General features: G+C 43.1%; 11 protein-coding genes. 5 read left to right on the plus strand and 6 right to left on the minus strand.

All coding sequences use genetic code 11. The features are described 5' to 3' along the window. Positions 1 to 17: 17 nt before the first annotated feature. The 6 genes from H5203_RS04765 to H5203_RS04790 all read right to left on the minus strand — a co-directional run bounded on the left by H5203_RS04765 (position 18) and on the right by H5203_RS04790 (position 7,840). Positions 18 to 1,640, minus strand: a complete 1,623-nt coding sequence (locus H5203_RS04765) for a sensor histidine kinase (RefSeq protein WP_145240093.1) — start codon at positions 1,638 to 1,640, stop codon at positions 18 to 20. A gap of 12 nt (positions 1,641 to 1,652) precedes the next feature. Beyond that, positions 1,653 to 3,194, minus strand: coding sequence for a tripartite tricarboxylate transporter permease (locus H5203_RS04770; protein WP_145240095.1), 1,542 nt, complete (start codon positions 3,192 to 3,194; stop codon positions 1,653 to 1,655). A gap of 3 nt (positions 3,195 to 3,197) precedes the next feature. Beyond that, a complete protein-coding gene (locus H5203_RS04775) occupies positions 3,198 to 3,665 on the minus strand; it encodes a tripartite tricarboxylate transporter TctB family protein (protein WP_145240097.1) in 468 nt (155 codons plus the stop codon). 11 nt (positions 3,666 to 3,676) lie between these two features. Further along, positions 3,677 to 4,660, minus strand: a complete 984-nt coding sequence (locus tag H5203_RS04780) for a tripartite tricarboxylate transporter substrate binding protein (RefSeq protein WP_145240099.1) — start codon at positions 4,658 to 4,660, stop codon at positions 3,677 to 3,679. 12 nt (positions 4,661 to 4,672) lie between these two features. After that, the gene (locus tag H5203_RS04785) at positions 4,673 to 5,914 is read right to left on the minus strand and encodes an OprO/OprP family phosphate-selective porin (protein ID WP_145240101.1); all 1,242 of its coding nucleotides are present in this window, start codon (positions 5,912 to 5,914) and stop codon (positions 4,673 to 4,675) included. Between the two features lie 279 nt (positions 5,915 to 6,193). Further along, complete coding sequence (locus H5203_RS04790) at positions 6,194 to 7,840, minus strand: methyl-accepting chemotaxis protein (protein ID WP_149982232.1); 1,647 nt, start codon at positions 7,838 to 7,840, stop codon at positions 6,194 to 6,196. Positions 7,841 to 8,143: 303 nt separating this feature from the next. Here H5203_RS04790 and H5203_RS04795 point away from each other — a divergent pair, with 303 nt between their 5' ends. The 5 genes from H5203_RS04795 to H5203_RS04815 all read left to right on the plus strand — a co-directional run bounded on the left by H5203_RS04795 (position 8,144) and on the right by H5203_RS04815 (position 15,364). After that, on the plus strand, positions 8,144 to 9,421 hold the full coding sequence (locus H5203_RS04795) for an HlyD family secretion protein (protein WP_182819434.1): 1,278 nt from the start codon (positions 8,144 to 8,146) through the stop codon (positions 9,419 to 9,421). Further along, positions 9,418 to 10,173, plus strand: a complete 756-nt coding sequence (locus H5203_RS04800) for an ABC transporter ATP-binding protein (protein ID WP_182819435.1) — start codon at positions 9,418 to 9,420, stop codon at positions 10,171 to 10,173. The genes H5203_RS04795 and H5203_RS04800 overlap by 4 nt, the downstream gene beginning before the upstream one ends. Before the next feature lies 1 nt (position 10,174). After that, the gene (locus H5203_RS04805; protein WP_145240301.1) at positions 10,175 to 12,628 is read left to right on the plus strand and encodes an ABC transporter permease; all 2,454 of its coding nucleotides are present in this window, start codon (positions 10,175 to 10,177) and stop codon (positions 12,626 to 12,628) included. A gap of 66 nt (positions 12,629 to 12,694) precedes the next feature. After that, a complete protein-coding gene (locus H5203_RS04810) occupies positions 12,695 to 14,080 on the plus strand; it encodes a sigma-54 dependent transcriptional regulator (protein WP_145240299.1) in 1,386 nt (461 codons plus the stop codon). After that, positions 14,081 to 15,364 (plus strand): PAS domain-containing sensor histidine kinase, encoded by a 1,284-nt coding sequence (locus tag H5203_RS04815; RefSeq protein ID WP_182819436.1) that lies wholly within the window; start codon positions 14,081 to 14,083, stop codon positions 15,362 to 15,364. The last annotated feature ends 43 nt before the right edge of the window (positions 15,365 to 15,407 follow it).

A 15,407-nucleotide genomic window follows, 5' to 3' on the forward strand; every position in this document is an offset into this window, starting at 1 on the left:
CCTAAATTACCTTAGGGTTATTTAGGAATATAGACGCTTAATCGCGCGCCTTTTAAATCTGACTCACCAATTTCTAAACTACCACCACACGAATCTAAATTAGTTTTCACTAAATATAAACCAATGCCATGCTCTGCCCCTGCTTTTGAACTGTATTGTGGGGTAAATATCACTTCATGGTCGTTACCCAAGCCAAAACCACTGTCTTCGACATCAAACAATAATGTCTTACTCGTTTCATCAACCGTGACTCGTACATGAGGTTCTCGATCTTTACTGGCTCTGATCGCCGCATCAATGGCGTTATCAATTAAGTTGCCCAAGATTGATACTACTCGTTCTAACATTTCAGTACGTGCGATGGCACCAAGTAAACTTTCTGGGTTTAATTCCAATACTACGTTTAACTCGCGGGCTTTATGGTATTTACCCACCAGCAAACCGGCTAACACAGGATCTTGAATACGTTCTAATAAATGGTGGATCTGTGCTTGTGAACCTTGGCTTTCTTGGCCGATCAATTCGATTGCTTGCTCATTTTTACCCATTTGAATAAGCGCCCCAATTAGATTTAGCTTATTCGAATAGTCATGGGTTTGCACCCTTAACAACTCGGCAAATGCTTGTACTTTAGTAAGTTGCTGGCTCAAGTATTCAAGCTCATCAGCTGGGCGCAGAGTGAGTAAAATACCATCCGCCTGCCCTTGCACTTGCAATGAAAAACGCGACAACACCAAACGTTTATCCGCAGCAAACAACTCAAAGCCAACCATTTTACGACGCTGATTTCGTAATAAAAACTCAGCATGCTCTGGCAGTAAATCTTTCAGAGTTAATGACTGATTAATACAGGCAACTGGTTTATCTAAAATTTCGCAAGCACGCTGGGTCAGTTTGCGTACTCGTCCGTCGGGATCAAGTGCAATAACACCGCTACGCATGGTATTTAAAATAGCGTCCTGCTCTGAAAACAACCTCGCTATTTCATCTGGTTGCAAACCAAAGATGGCATTTCTTACTCGCTGACCAATAAAGATAGCGGCAATAATACTCAAAGCAACTAACAACAAACCCCAAATCATAATTTCAACAATCCGCTCACGGATCAACGGCTCAACCGATTGCACTAAAAAACCGACCGAGACCAAACCAATAATATTTTGTTGCTCATCGTATACCGGCACTTTACCGCGAATGGATTCACCTAAGCTGCCCTGCGCCACTGAAATATAACGCTCGCCGTGTAACGCGTCTTGGCTATCACCGCCAACCATTTTTTTACCGAGTTTATTGCTATCTGGATGGACGATTCGATGCGCATTTTTATCACCAATAACAATAAAATCTGCGCCAGTTAGCTGGCGCAGATTTTCTATTTCTTGGTTGATTGCCACCAAGTTACTAGGGTTCTTTAAAGCTTTAACGACATCATCGCTTGATGCAATACTCGTCGCCACAGCGAGTGCTTTGTCACCAATGTGATCATGCAAACTTTGTGCGGTAATTCGATACACCAAACCGCCAAATAACACCGCTTGTAATACACACAGCCCTGTAACCCAAATTATTAACCGCGTTTCTAAACGCTTAGGCTTTTTAACTATGTTTTGCAGCGGATTTTGCGTCTTGGTGTAGCTCATTTTTTACCTCAATTATGCATGCTCTTGCTTCACTTTAAGCGCCGCTTTATCTGCCCGGCGTTGGGTTATAAAGTCTTTTAATGGAAATAACAACACTAATATTGAGATAATAAAAATGCTCAATGTTAGTGGGCGTTCCCATAAGAAGCTTAATGAACCATCCGAGATCATCATTGAACGACGGAAGTTACGCTCAATCATGTCGCCTAAAATAAAGCCTAGTAGTAATGGTGCCATTGGGAAAGCCAGTAATCGTAATACCAACGCCACCACAGCAAAGCCAACCATCATAAATAAATCAAAGGTATTAAAGGAAACTAAATACACACCAATTAAGCTGAAGAACAAAATCATTATCGTTAATACTGATTTTGGCATCGCTAATACTTTTGCAAAATATGGTATCAAAGGAAGATTCAAAATCAGCAATACGATGTTACCAAAGTACATGCTAACGATAACCGCCCAAAATACACTTGGGTTTTCTTGCATCAGCATTGGACCTGGCTGAATACCGTAAGCAATTAAGGCACCTAACATAATAGCGGTAGTACCCGAGCCTGGAATACCTAATGTCAATAATGGTACAAATGAACCGGTACATGCTGCATTATTTGCAGACTCTGGCGCTGCCAAGCCTCGTAATGAACCCTTACCAAACTTTTCTTTTAAGCCTTTAGGCGCTAAGTTACGTTCCGTCGCATACGCCATAAAGCTAGCGATAGTGGCACCTGCCCCCGGCAATACGCCAACAATAAAACCAAGTATAGACGAGCGGCCAATAACTGGCGCAATGTCTTTGATCTCTTCTTTGGTCAATTTAGTTGAACCGATTTGCGGTGTGTCTGAATCATTAATACTTTTAGTTTCTTTTTTCTCTGGACGCACTACATTAATAAGCGCCTCAGCCAGTGCAAAAGTAGCCATTGCCACTAATAAAAAGCTAATGCCATCAAGTAAGTCAGCTTGGCCTAACGTAAAACGCTCAGTACCAGATGATGGATCAATCCCCACAGTCGCGAGCATTAAGCCAAATACTGTCATCATCATGGCTTTTAAAAATTGCCCTTTATTAGAAAACGCCGCGATCGCTGTTAAACCTAAAAACATCAGTACAACGTAATCTGGAGATTGAAAACTCAGCGATACTTTTGCCAACAAGGGGGCTGCAACCATCAATAAAATTGCGCCTATGGTTCCGCCGATAAAGGAGGAGTAAGCGGCTATCGCCAATGCTTTTCCAGCATGACCTTGTTTAGCCAGCGGATAGCCATCAAAGGAGGACGCAACTGTACCCGCCACCCCTGGGGCATTAATTAAAATAGATGATGTTGAACCGCCAAAAATTGCACCGTAATACACCCCCGCCATCAGAATCATCCCTGAATCGGCACCGATGCTATAAGTAATTGGGATCATTAACGCAATAGCAGTAATTGGCCCAAGCCCCGGAAGCATGCCGATAAAGGTACCAACAAAACAACCCACTATGACATACAATAAATTGTTCCAGTCGAGTACGGTCGACAAGCCCAGCATAATTCCATCAAACATAACTTAACTCCACAGGTTGCCAGGAACCAAATAAATACCGAGCACTTGGGTCATTAAAAACCAAAACACTACAGCAACAGGGATAGAGGCCAATAAGAGAATAGCCTTGCGGCGCTCACCCATAACAAAAAAGCCAACTAATAAAAACGCACTGGTTGAGATTAAAAAGCCAATAGGCTCAAGCGCTGCGCTATATATCACCATCAATATAAGCAACCCGATTGTTCGCAATACATGTGACTTTTCGAGCGCATTATCTTCATCAACGGCTGCAGTTGGTTTAAGTAAAGTAGCCCCGATAGAAAGCAGACAAACGATAATACCAAATGCCGCATATACTTTAGGTAAGGTGGCAGAAGTAACCGTTTCATACTCTTCAAATGGGAGTAACGGAATTTGCCATGCAACAATGGCGTAGAGGGTAAATAGCGCCAAGAATAAACTTGGCCCTAGTAGTTCGCGATTCAACATAAAAGCCTCGATTAACGTGACGTACGAATAAAGCCGAGTTCTTCCATAACAACTTTAAGCTGTGCTTCTTGCTGTTCAAGTGACTTTATAAATTGATCTTTTTCTTGGAATAGGTTTAACCAACCGTTACGTGCACGGACTACTTCCCACTCTGGAGTGGTTTGTAATTTACGTAACTTCTCGGTGTATTCTGCAAGTTTATCAGCCGGTAAATTAGGTGCCGCGAAGAAACCACGCCAATTAACAAACTCCATATCATAACCAAGTGATTTTAAGGTTGGAATTTGTGGATAATCTGGTAGTGCCTCACCAGAGGTCACAGCTAGAATGCGCGCTTGACCGCCATTAGCGACTTCTAACGCTTCGCTAAGTCCGGTAGAAAGTAAGTTAACCTCGCCAGATAACAACCCTGCTTTGGCTTTACCACCCGCGTCATAAGGGATATAACGCAAACGACGTCCGTCAAGGCCTGCCGCTTTAACTGCTTGCGCTGCAACTAAGTGATCCATGCTGCCACGTGCAGAGCCACCAGCTACTTTTACAGAGCCTGAATCTTCTTTCATTGCTGCGATCACATCCTGCCAGGTTTTAAATGGCGAATCGTTACGTACTACAAACGCACCGTAGTCGGCAATCATACTGGCAACGGGAGTTAAATCACGGTAGCTGTAAGGAATTTTACCGGTTAGTGCCCGCAACACGATAGGTGTTGAGTTAACCATTAAGATATCGCCTTTTTTAGTACCAGACTCAATCAGATAAGCGATTGCACGGCCACCGCCGCCGCCCGACATATTTTGAAAAGACGCATTATCTTCAATACCCGCTTTCACTAAACCTTCACCCACACCGCGTGCTGTGGTATCCCAGCCGCCACCAGGGCCGCCCGGTACTAAAAAGTGAATGTCAGCCATAGCAAACGGACTGCTTAGTACTAACGATGCCGCAAGTACCGTAGTTTTAAATGATTTAAATGATTTTTTAAGTAAGTTCATCTCAATTTACTCCTAAAATAAATACTGCATGCGCGCACTAAAGCCCATACCTGAGTCTTCATCACCCACTAACGCAGTTGCGCCTGGACCCTCTACATCGCTGTAGATCAAGTTGCCCATAAATTTGATATCGCTGCTGATATAATAGGATGTGCCTAGGGTATAAGTAGTTACTTCAGTACCTTGCGTGCTACTTGTTGCATCCATTTGTGATACTCGGGCGACAAGCTCCCACGCATCTTTAATGCCTTTAGGTTGTACAAATAATGCTGAACCGGCTTTGTACCTGCGTTGCTCACCACCTAAGAAGTAGCTCGCTGATACATGAAAACCGTCATAACGTTCGCCATCAAGCGGGTCGGCGCCATTAACAGCATCAAGTGTGCGGCTTGCGTATTCAGCCTCTAGCGTTAATGCATCAGCTTGATACGCAAACTCAAGACCACTTTGCGACAAACTATCCAATGCCACGGCATTACCACCCACCGCATAATCAACAAGACGTACATTGGCTTCACGTATTTCGCCACGGGCAAAGCGCGCACCTAACTCGTTACCACCCATATCACGGTATGAATGCCACGCACCTAAATGAATCACATCGCCTGGGGCTGCGCTTGACCAAGTAACACGTCCCGTTGCAGCGAGTGTTAGTTGATCATCTTCGTCATGACCCGTCGCACCAAAGGCATCATTTTTATAAACACCAACGGCATAACGAAAACCACTGTCTTTAAAGTATTGAGACGCTGACGCTCCCCAACGGAAGAACGGCGAGAAAGTATTGGCTAGCGTACTGCGCTCTATAGTATTGGTATGCTTAGAGCTCGTTAAGCCATTTAAAGTGATGTCTTCACGGATTTTACCCGCTTTAATTTTTAGACCATTATCGAAATTATAACGAACTCGCGCCATCACGATTTCTGCTGTACCTTCGGCAAACTCAAGCAGTAACTTGTGATCCCAGTTACCATGCTCACTTTCAACATAAGTACGGATACGACGCGCAAAAAAATCACCGCCCGCATCACCGTCATTATTCGCGTTATATGCACCATCAAAATAGTTGTAATCAAGTTGCACTCGACCACCAAATTCCAAATTAAAGCCGCTAGACTTCTTCAGCGCAGCGACTTCTTTTTGTAGTTCGTCTAGTTGCTGCTGTAATTTTTCAGTGTCATTGGCAGCGAATGCTGAGGTACTTGCTAGCGCTGCTGCAATGGCTAAAGCCAATTGTGTGTTACTTGCTTTCATTGGTTGTTCTCTCCACACCTGTTGATGATTTTGTTGTCGTTAGATGAGCGACTACACACTGCTATCTGTCTTCGAGCATAGTGTTAACGTCAGATTAACGAAATGTTTAGAATTTAAGCTGCATTGATCTGCTTAAAATGCATTTAGCGCATAAAAATCACGCACAATATGCACAAAACTACAGTTTAATAACTCGTTGATAGTAATTGATTATTTATTGAGGTTTAGCTAAAAGAGGCATCTTAAGGGGTGATAAATAATTCACCCCCTTGATAATACTTATACTTTAAAGTTGCTTACTAGGTTGTCTAACTGTTGACACTGCTGTGCCAATGCTTGGCATGCACGCTCAGCCTGATCCACTTTGTCTAGCATATTGCCACTTGATGTAGCGATACGTTGCACATTGATATTCACATCTTCACTCACTTGGCTTTGCTGCGTGGCAGCGGTGGCAATTTGCATGTTCATATCGTTAATAATGGTAACTGCGTCATTAATACGCTGCACCGATTGCGCGGCACCGCGAGAGTGCTCAATCGTTTGTTGACCGCTTTTGGTACTGGCTTGCATTGCACCAACCGCTTGATTGGTGCCTTGTTGGAGCTTTTCAATCATGGCGTTGATCTCTCCGGTACTATCTTGCGTGCGACTCGCTAATGAACGCACCTCGTCAGCAACGACCGCAAAGCCTCGCCCCTGCTCACCCGCGCGCGCGGCTTCAATGGCCGCATTTAACGCTAACAAGTTTGTTTGATCAGCAATACCACGGATAACATCAAGCACAGTGGCGATATTCATTACATCTTGCTCTAAGGTGTTTATTACGTCGCTCGATGCCGAAATGTCGGTCACCAGTTGATTAATTAACGAAATGGTTTCTTCAATTGTGGCTTTTGCTACATTGGCATCATTATTAGCAGTACTTGTGGCACTGGCCGCATCATTAGCGTTTTGGCTTACGTTATCACTGGTCGTGCTCATTTCATTTACCGCAGCTGCCACTTGCTCACTTTCTATTTGCTGATTACTGGCTTCACTTAATACACTTGCAGTAATAATGCGCAAACTTTCAGTTTCATTGCGCACCTGTTCAGCCGAGCCGACAACCGCCAATACTGTGTTATGAATTTTACTGATAAAGGTATTAAACGAACGCGCAAGCGCACCCATTTCATCGTTTGACTTACTGTTTAACCGTTGCGTGAGATCGCCTTGGCCACTAGCTATGTTTTCTAATGCTAACTGCATTTTCTTTAACGGCGCCAAAATAACGGTAGACAGCAGCCAAGTTGCAGCTATTGATAAAACAAAGCTCAATACAATACCAAACTGCAAAGCAAAGCTAGCAGACTCTTGATTAGCGGTTACTTCAATTAAAGAATTTGTAAGTTTGGCATCTATTTCATCACGCATGCTAGTAACATTTTTGCGAATACGCGCTAACACTGCTTCCATATCTTGTTTATGCTCAGCTAAGTAACTAGCCGCAAGCTGGTGATCACTAAAAAGTGCTTGGTAGTAACGAGACCAAATAGCGACATCGGCTTTGATATTCGTAACCCGCTGTGCATTGATCGCATCAATGTAGCCAGACTTCACCAGCTTTAATGGGCTAGAAAGGCGCGCGTCGATACGAACTATATTATCTCGGTACTCTGCAAGCTGTACTATATAGTTTTGTTTGTCACCTTGTCCTAGCACCATGCTCAAACCTGCCGTTTTCACCTGAAAGAGATCACGATAGCCGTCTTCAAGATCGTCCAGCACCGTTCGCACCTCTAAGCTTATAAAACTGTTAAGTCGAGCTTGCTCTTTAAACGTATACAACACGTAACCCGACAACACCGAAAAAATAACTAAGGCGACGACGACAGGAATAGCAAATTTAACTCGAAAGCTAAGGTTATTTATAAATTGGCTCATTTTTATCACTTATCAGTTTGCGGGCAATGGGAGGGTCTGTTTAAAAGAAAAATAGCGCTATGTACCTGAAAAAACAAATAAACTAAATGAACAAAAAGAATTAAAAAACCTAATAGCCACGACCATTCCAAGTATATTTATTAAGCCCTATAAGCCACACTCCCACTTTTAATTTTATTTTCCCAAAGCTGGGAAACTGCTTCTAACAATAAAAAAGCAAACCAAGTAATTTCAATCACTTATAGTTTGGCATGTTATTCGCTTTAGGTTATTCAATTGCCTTAACAACAAATTACCAATGCCATGGATATAGATAGCACCTTAAAACGCAGCACCAAACCGAGTCAGCGTAAAAAACTCATATTTGGTACCTTACTTATTAGCATAGCGCTTATTATTTGGCTGATTTACTCATGGCTAGCACCTACCACATTGGCGGCTAATCAACTGCAAATAGCCACCGTAACTCAAGCTGATTTTGTAATAAAAATACGTGGCTTTGGCCGTTTAAAATCAAAGTATCAGCGTTATTTAACCAATACCGATATCGCCATGGTCGAAGCTATTCATGTATACCCCGGCACCCGCGTCAATAAAGACACCGTTATTTTAACCCTGGTAAATCCACTACAAGCGCAACGTTTATCAGTCGCACGGCTCGAATTGGCAAGACAAAAAGCCAGCGCTAACGAACAAATAATCAATCAAAAGAGTCAGCTATTAGAGCGCCAAGCAAGCCTGACTATTTTAAAAAGCGAGCTTGAAAGTGCCCAACTGCGTGCACAGGCCGAAAGTAAATTAATCGAGCAAGGCATTGTTTCAAGCCTTGATTACAAGCGCAGTTTATTAACCGTGAAGCAGCTAGAGCAACGTGTTGATATTGAAAAGCAACGCTTAGTCCAATTAGCCGATATGCACCATCAGCGCAGTAAAATTCAACAAGAGCTATTAAGCCAATTTGAATTGAACTATCAAGTACAACAGCAAGCCTTTGATGACTTACAGGTCACCGCCGGCATTGACGGCATGCTGCAAGAGCTTAATGTTGAGCTTGGTCAAAACCTTACACCAGGTACACGGCTCGCCATAGTAGGCTCAGATACCGCTCTCAAGGCTGAGCTTAGTGTGCAACAAAGCGATGCAGAAAAAATAGCTTTAAATATGCCAGCAAGAGTAAACACGTTTAGCACGGGTAATAGTGGCGAAGTAATCGCAACTGTCACCCGTATTGACCCTATCGTCAGTGATGGCCGCGTGATGGTTGAACTTGATTTAACAGGTTCGTTGCCAGCTAACGCACGCCCAGATTTAAGTATTGAAGGGTATGTAATAAGCCACGTCATACCCAATGCACTCACCGTTAACTTACCCACCAAAGTGCAAGCCGATACTGACGCTACGCTTTTTAAACTTAACCCGACTACCCATTTAGCACACCCCACGCAAATTGAATTTGGTACACTCAGTGATAACAAAATTCAACTGCTGAGCGGCGCTAAAGTGGGTGAACAGCTGATCATTTCAGATCTCTCTAAATGGCAGCATTTGGCAACTATAAAAATAGAACAGGAAAGTTTATGAACACCAATACACTTATCTCATTAAAAAATATCGCCAAGGTTTATCGCAGCCAAAATGTTGAAACCTACGCCCTCAAAAATATCGACCTTGAAATAAATCAAAGCGATTATATTTGCATTAGTGGCCCATCCGGTTGTGGTAAATCAACGCTGTTATCTTTACTTGGCTTGCTAGACAGCCCTACCGAGGGGCAATATTTTATTAAAAACGTCGATACCAACACCCTCGACATGGACCAACAGGCAGAGCTGCGTAATTTACATATTGGCTTTATTTTTCAGTCATTTAATTTAATAGATGAACTTTCGGTGTTTGATAACGTAGCATTGCCGCTGACCTATCGTGAGCCTGCTATGAGCCAAGCTGATATTCAGAGCGCAGTAAAGCATGCTCTTGATGAGGTTGAAATGGGGCACCGCGCCCAACATAAACCTAATCAGCTCTCTGGTGGGCAACAACAACGTATTGCTATTGCCCGCGCCCTTGCCGGTAAACCCAGTATTTTATTGGTTGATGAGCCAACCGGTAACCTTGACTCTAAAAATGGTGATGCAGTGATGGACTTGCTCGACGCACTGAATCAAAAAGGCACTACCATTTGTATGGTAACCCATGATTTACGTTACGCAGGACGCGCAAAAACTCAGCTAAAACTACTCGATGGCGAAATTATCTCGTATTCGCAAGCACGCCAAGATACGCACACTGAAAATACCAGCGCTGTACCCGCTGATACTGCCGAGGTGATTTAACATGAGCCGTTTAACTAAAACACGTAGTCAACTGCGCTTGGCGTGGGCATCACTGATGAACGCACCGGGGTTTGTTACCGCCGTTGTAGCCACCTTGGCGCTCACTCTCGCGACGTTATTTGTAGTGCTAAGCCTAGTAAATAGTTACTTTTTAAAACCCCTTGATGTATTTGACGAAACCCGCATGGTGGTGGTTGAGCAAAGCCTAACCTATGACGACTACGATGCGGTTGGCTTTCAAAGTTATCAATCGATGGTGCACTGGCTTAAAAACAATCAAAGCTTTGAGCAAGCTTTTATGATGAATGCCGCTGAAAATGTTTTTTTATACTTAGACGGCCAACCAAAAAAGGATGTGCTGTATGTCGGTGGTGAATATTTTGAGCTCCTACATACTCCTTTTTTACTCGGACATGGCTTTAAAAAGGGCGGAACTTTAGAAGAAGCTGATAATAGCGCGGTCATTTCAGAGAAGTTCTGGAAAGAACATTTTAATAGTGACCCTGATGTAATTGGTAAGCCCTTAAAAACAGCCAGTGAGATTGAAGGTGATGGGCATATAATAACGGGGGTTGTAGCGGCTAATTTCAGCCCACCTTACATGATTAAAGCGGGCTCTGTTGATGTGTGGTATCCAACCAGTTCTGACCGTCGATTTTTCCATAATGATGACTGGCAAAGCCCGTGGACCAACACGTTTAGAAACTTAAAACTGATTGCAGTATTAAAGCCTGGCGTCACTAACGAGCAAGTAAAAACCGACTTAAAAGCCCAAATTGATAACATTAAATCTGAATGGCTCAATAATGGCGGCATTACTGATGTAAAGCCCGTTGTAACACCGTATCGTGAAGTTGAGCTTGGCAATAACGATCAACTTAGTTTAATGATGCTTGCAGGCGCGGTGGGGCTATTGGTCATCGCTGTACTAAACGTCAGCACCTTGTTTTTTTCACGCGCGTTAGCACAGCATAAAACCTTAGCGCTGCAAGCTGTACTGGGCGCAAAACGTAAAACTTTATTTAGCAGCATTTTACTGCAATCACTCATTTTAATGAGTATATCGGTCAGCATTGCACTGTTTTTATCTATTTGGGGTATTCGGTTATTCAAAGTACTTGCAGAAGGACGCTTGCCACTGGTGAACAGCTTGGCTGTTGACCTTAATTTGGTGCTGATAGCGGTAGTTATGTGTATTGCTTTAGCGTACATATTCTCAGTGATCACTGCACGTTTAGTTAACTACAAAACCTTAAATAGCCAAATGCAAAACAGTGGCAAAGGCGGCGTGTCGCAAGTATCTGGTCGTACTGTGCGTATACTAATTGGCACACAAATGTTTGTGGCAGCCTTATTAGTTAGCTTTTCAATTATGATTGTTAGCAAAGCACTCGACACCATTAATCGCCCACTGGGTAGCGACACTGAAAACCTGTACTTTGCACAGTTATTTCAAACCAATAACAATGCAACACTGGCTGAGCGCTACGAGCAAATTAAGCAGTATCAAAAAGTATTACAAAATAGCGAAGGCATTAAAGATGTTGCTCTTGGGCAAAGCCCAGTATCCGCAAGACAAAATGCCAATACCCTAACCGATGTTGCAGGTAAAAGCTCAATCTTCTTTCCAAGCCAGTGGGTCGGGCCTGATTACTTTGATTTAGTGGGCACAAAAATACTCGCTGGGCGTACTTTTAGTGAGCAAGCAATGCGCGGTGAAACTAACGAGTTATTGGTATCTATCAGTGTCGCTAAATGGCTATTACCCGACCAAGAGTACACAAGTGTTATCGGTAAAAGCTACAAAGGCCTTGAAGATAAAATGTTTGAAATTGTCGGTATAACGGAGGACTTTAACCACCCTAAATACTACGACGAATCATTTGGTCGGCACATGTGGTGGCCCGCACAGCCTTGGAGCTATATGTTTGTTATTGAAACAGAGCAAGGTGTTGAGCTGACCAGCAAGCAAGTTTTAAGTTTATTAAGAAAAGCCAATAGTCACTTAACTTTATGGCAATTTAGAGACTTACAACAAGAGTACGATGATTTATTGTATATGAGCCACCTAACAGTAGCACTGTGTAGTACCTTGGCATTATTTACTCTATTATTAGCAGCAATAGGTATCTTTGGCGTGCTGAGCTATAACCTAGGTCTGCGCCGTTATGAGTTTGGTATTCGCATGGCGCTCGGCGCTAAAAAGATACGCTTATTTAAATTAATGAGCAAAGAGGCGGTGATCCCTGTGCTGGTTGGCTTTGCCCTTGCAATAATAACCGTGTTAGCTGGTTATTTTATACTTCAAGAACAGCTAATGTCATGGCTAATCATGGATGTCCGGCTGCAATTAATGGCATGGACAATTACCTTAATTATTGCCATGTTCGCGTGTTTTAGGCCATTATTACTGTTAATTAAAGCAAAACCCATGGCTGCGCTTCGTAACGACTAAGCAATATGATGTGATAACCAAGCAAAAGTAAAGCAATTTGCTTTTGCTTGAAACAAGAAGAACAAAATGGACACAATTTTAGTTATCGACGACCAAGCCGATGTACGCATGGCGGCCATCGTGGCATTAAATCAAATTGGCTATCAGTGCATTGAAGCACAAGGCCCAGAGCAGGCGCTGGAAATAATCAGCAGCACAGCTATAAGCCTTATTTTGCTTGATATGAACTTTAAACTCGACACCACATCCGGCGCTGAAGGACTGCGATTTTTACAGCAACTGCAGACCCTGAGCGCTAATATCCCGGTGGTAGTCATGACCGCATGGGCAAGCGTTGATGTTGCTGTAAAAGCCATGCAGTTGGGTGCGGTCGATTTTGTTGAAAAGCCATGGAACAACCTGCGCTTAACTGCGGTGGTACAACAGCAGCTGAAACAACAAAAAACCAACCACGACAATGCTTGTTTAAAAGCATTGCATAGCACCAGCGATGCTAATTACATTGCCCTGTCAGCCACTATGCAACAGTTATTAGCCCGAGCTAAACGCGCAGCCCAAACCAATGCCAGCATTTTAATTACTGGCGAAAATGGCACTGGCAAGAGCCTCTTAGCACATTACATACATCAACATTCAAACCGCAGTGAGCAACGCTTCGTTAGCGTAAACATTGGTGCTATTGCCCCATCATTATTTGAAAGTGAATTATTTGGTCATAAAAAAGGCGCTTTTACTGATGCCAAAGAAGACCGCTTAGGCCGCTTTGAAATAGCCAATAGCGGTACCTTATTTTTAGATGAAATAGCCACTTTGCCGCTGGAGTTGCAAAGTAAAATGCTGCGCGTACTCGAAAGCCAAGAATTTGAAGTGCTCGGCTCCAGTCAAACCAAAATTGCCGACGTTCGTATTATTGCTGCAACCAATGCAGAGCTTGCCAAAGCGATTGAAGAGGGCGAATTTCGCCGCGATTTGCTGTTTCGACTCAACACCATTGAACTACACATTCCGCCCCTGCGCGAACGCCCGGAAGATATCGTTGAGCTGGCTAATCACTTGTTGGCAACACACAGTAAAAAATATCAGCGCAGCGGCATGACACTGACTGGCGAAGCGACGCTGGCGCTTACCCAGTACCATTGGCCTGGTAATGTAAGAGAGCTTAGCCATTGTGTTGAGCGAGCCGTGATTATGAGCGACAACGACAATATTGGCGCCTGTGATTTAATTCTTGCACAACCCAGTAGTGAAGCAAGCATCAGCCATAGCGCAGCAGCCAATCAATCATTACCGCTATTACCGCTGGAGGAGCTAGAAAAACAAATGATCCAAAAAGCACTGGCTGAATTTAATGGCAATGTTATTGCTGCTGGGGAATTTTTAGGATTAAGTAAATCAGCTATTTACAGGCGCATCGATAAGCATCAGCTTGATTTAAAAGAAGCAGACAGTTAAATGCCAACCAACCAGTCACTTGAACAGCACCTTAAACGCTACCTTTATTTGATGGTTTTTATCCTGCTGACGTTATGTATTTTGCTTACGATCAGCTGGGATTTAGATTGGTTTGCCAGTATCAGTATATTATTGCCGTTGATCACTCTAACGGTACTTGCGGCGCTAAAAAGTTATCGGCTAGTTACTGATGTACTCGATCGGTTTGGCTTACAACTTGATGCCCTTGCGAATAACGAAAGCAATAGCTGGCACTTAGCCAAATACCAAGGTGGGCGCATTACAAGCTTAAAAGCCGACTTTAATAAACTCAGTAACAAAATTGCTAAAAATAAACGTCATTACATACAAACCGAAGAGTTTGTATTTGAGTTTGTTGGCATGCTTGATTTACCCATTGTTATTTTAGACCCGCACGGATTAGTCTATTTCACTAATCAAGCATTCTTAAATAGTTTAACCACTCCTAACGTTGCAGGTTTAACAGCAAATAATCTCGGCCTCATATATAACCAAGGCATGTGGCAACAACATGATGATTCATGTTTTGAGCAGCGTTTTCATATCTCATCACAAACATTTTGGCGTGCAGGGCGAAGCTACGAATTACTGACATTATTTTCGATTGAGCAACAACTACGTAGCAACGAGCAACAAGTATGGCAGCGATTAATACGCGTACTTAATCATGAAGTTAGAAACTCCCTCACACCGATTTACTCAATGAGTCAGTCTCTTCAGATCATGAAGCAGCAAGGACAGATCAGTAATGCACCTGATTTAGCCAGCGACATGCTACAAGTGATTGAAAAACGCGCCCAGCATTTGCTCGACTTTGTAGCCAGTTACAGTGCCTTTTCACAGCTGCCTGCCGCTAATAAGCAAGCCGTAACCACAAAACAAATCAATCTGAGATTACATGCCTTATTTCCACAGTTAGTTATTCAAGCAACTGAACCTCAGCACTTCAATGTAGATTTAGGCCAGTTAGAACAAGCACTGATCAACCTAATTAAAAATGCCTTTGAAGCCGGAGGTAGAAGCGCACCTACTCTTAGCTGGCAACAACATAAAGATAAAGTTGTTATTAAGCTGCTCGATAGCGGCACTGGTATTACAAATCCTGAAAACCTATTTGTGCCTTTTTATTCAACAAAAGCGCAAGGCGCAGGGATCGGTTTAGTGATCAGCCGCGAACTCATTCGTAATCAAGGTGGTCAGTTACAATTATTAGCCAATCCTGAAGGTCAAGGTACTCGTGTATTAGTTACCTTACCAAGATAATACCCTGTATTTTATTGGCTTATAAGCCATAGCTTGGTAATCT

Source organism: Pseudoalteromonas sp. SG41-1 (genome assembly GCF_014164575.1).
Taxonomy (GTDB): Bacteria; Pseudomonadota; Gammaproteobacteria; order Enterobacterales; family Alteromonadaceae; genus Pseudoalteromonas; species Pseudoalteromonas rhizosphaerae.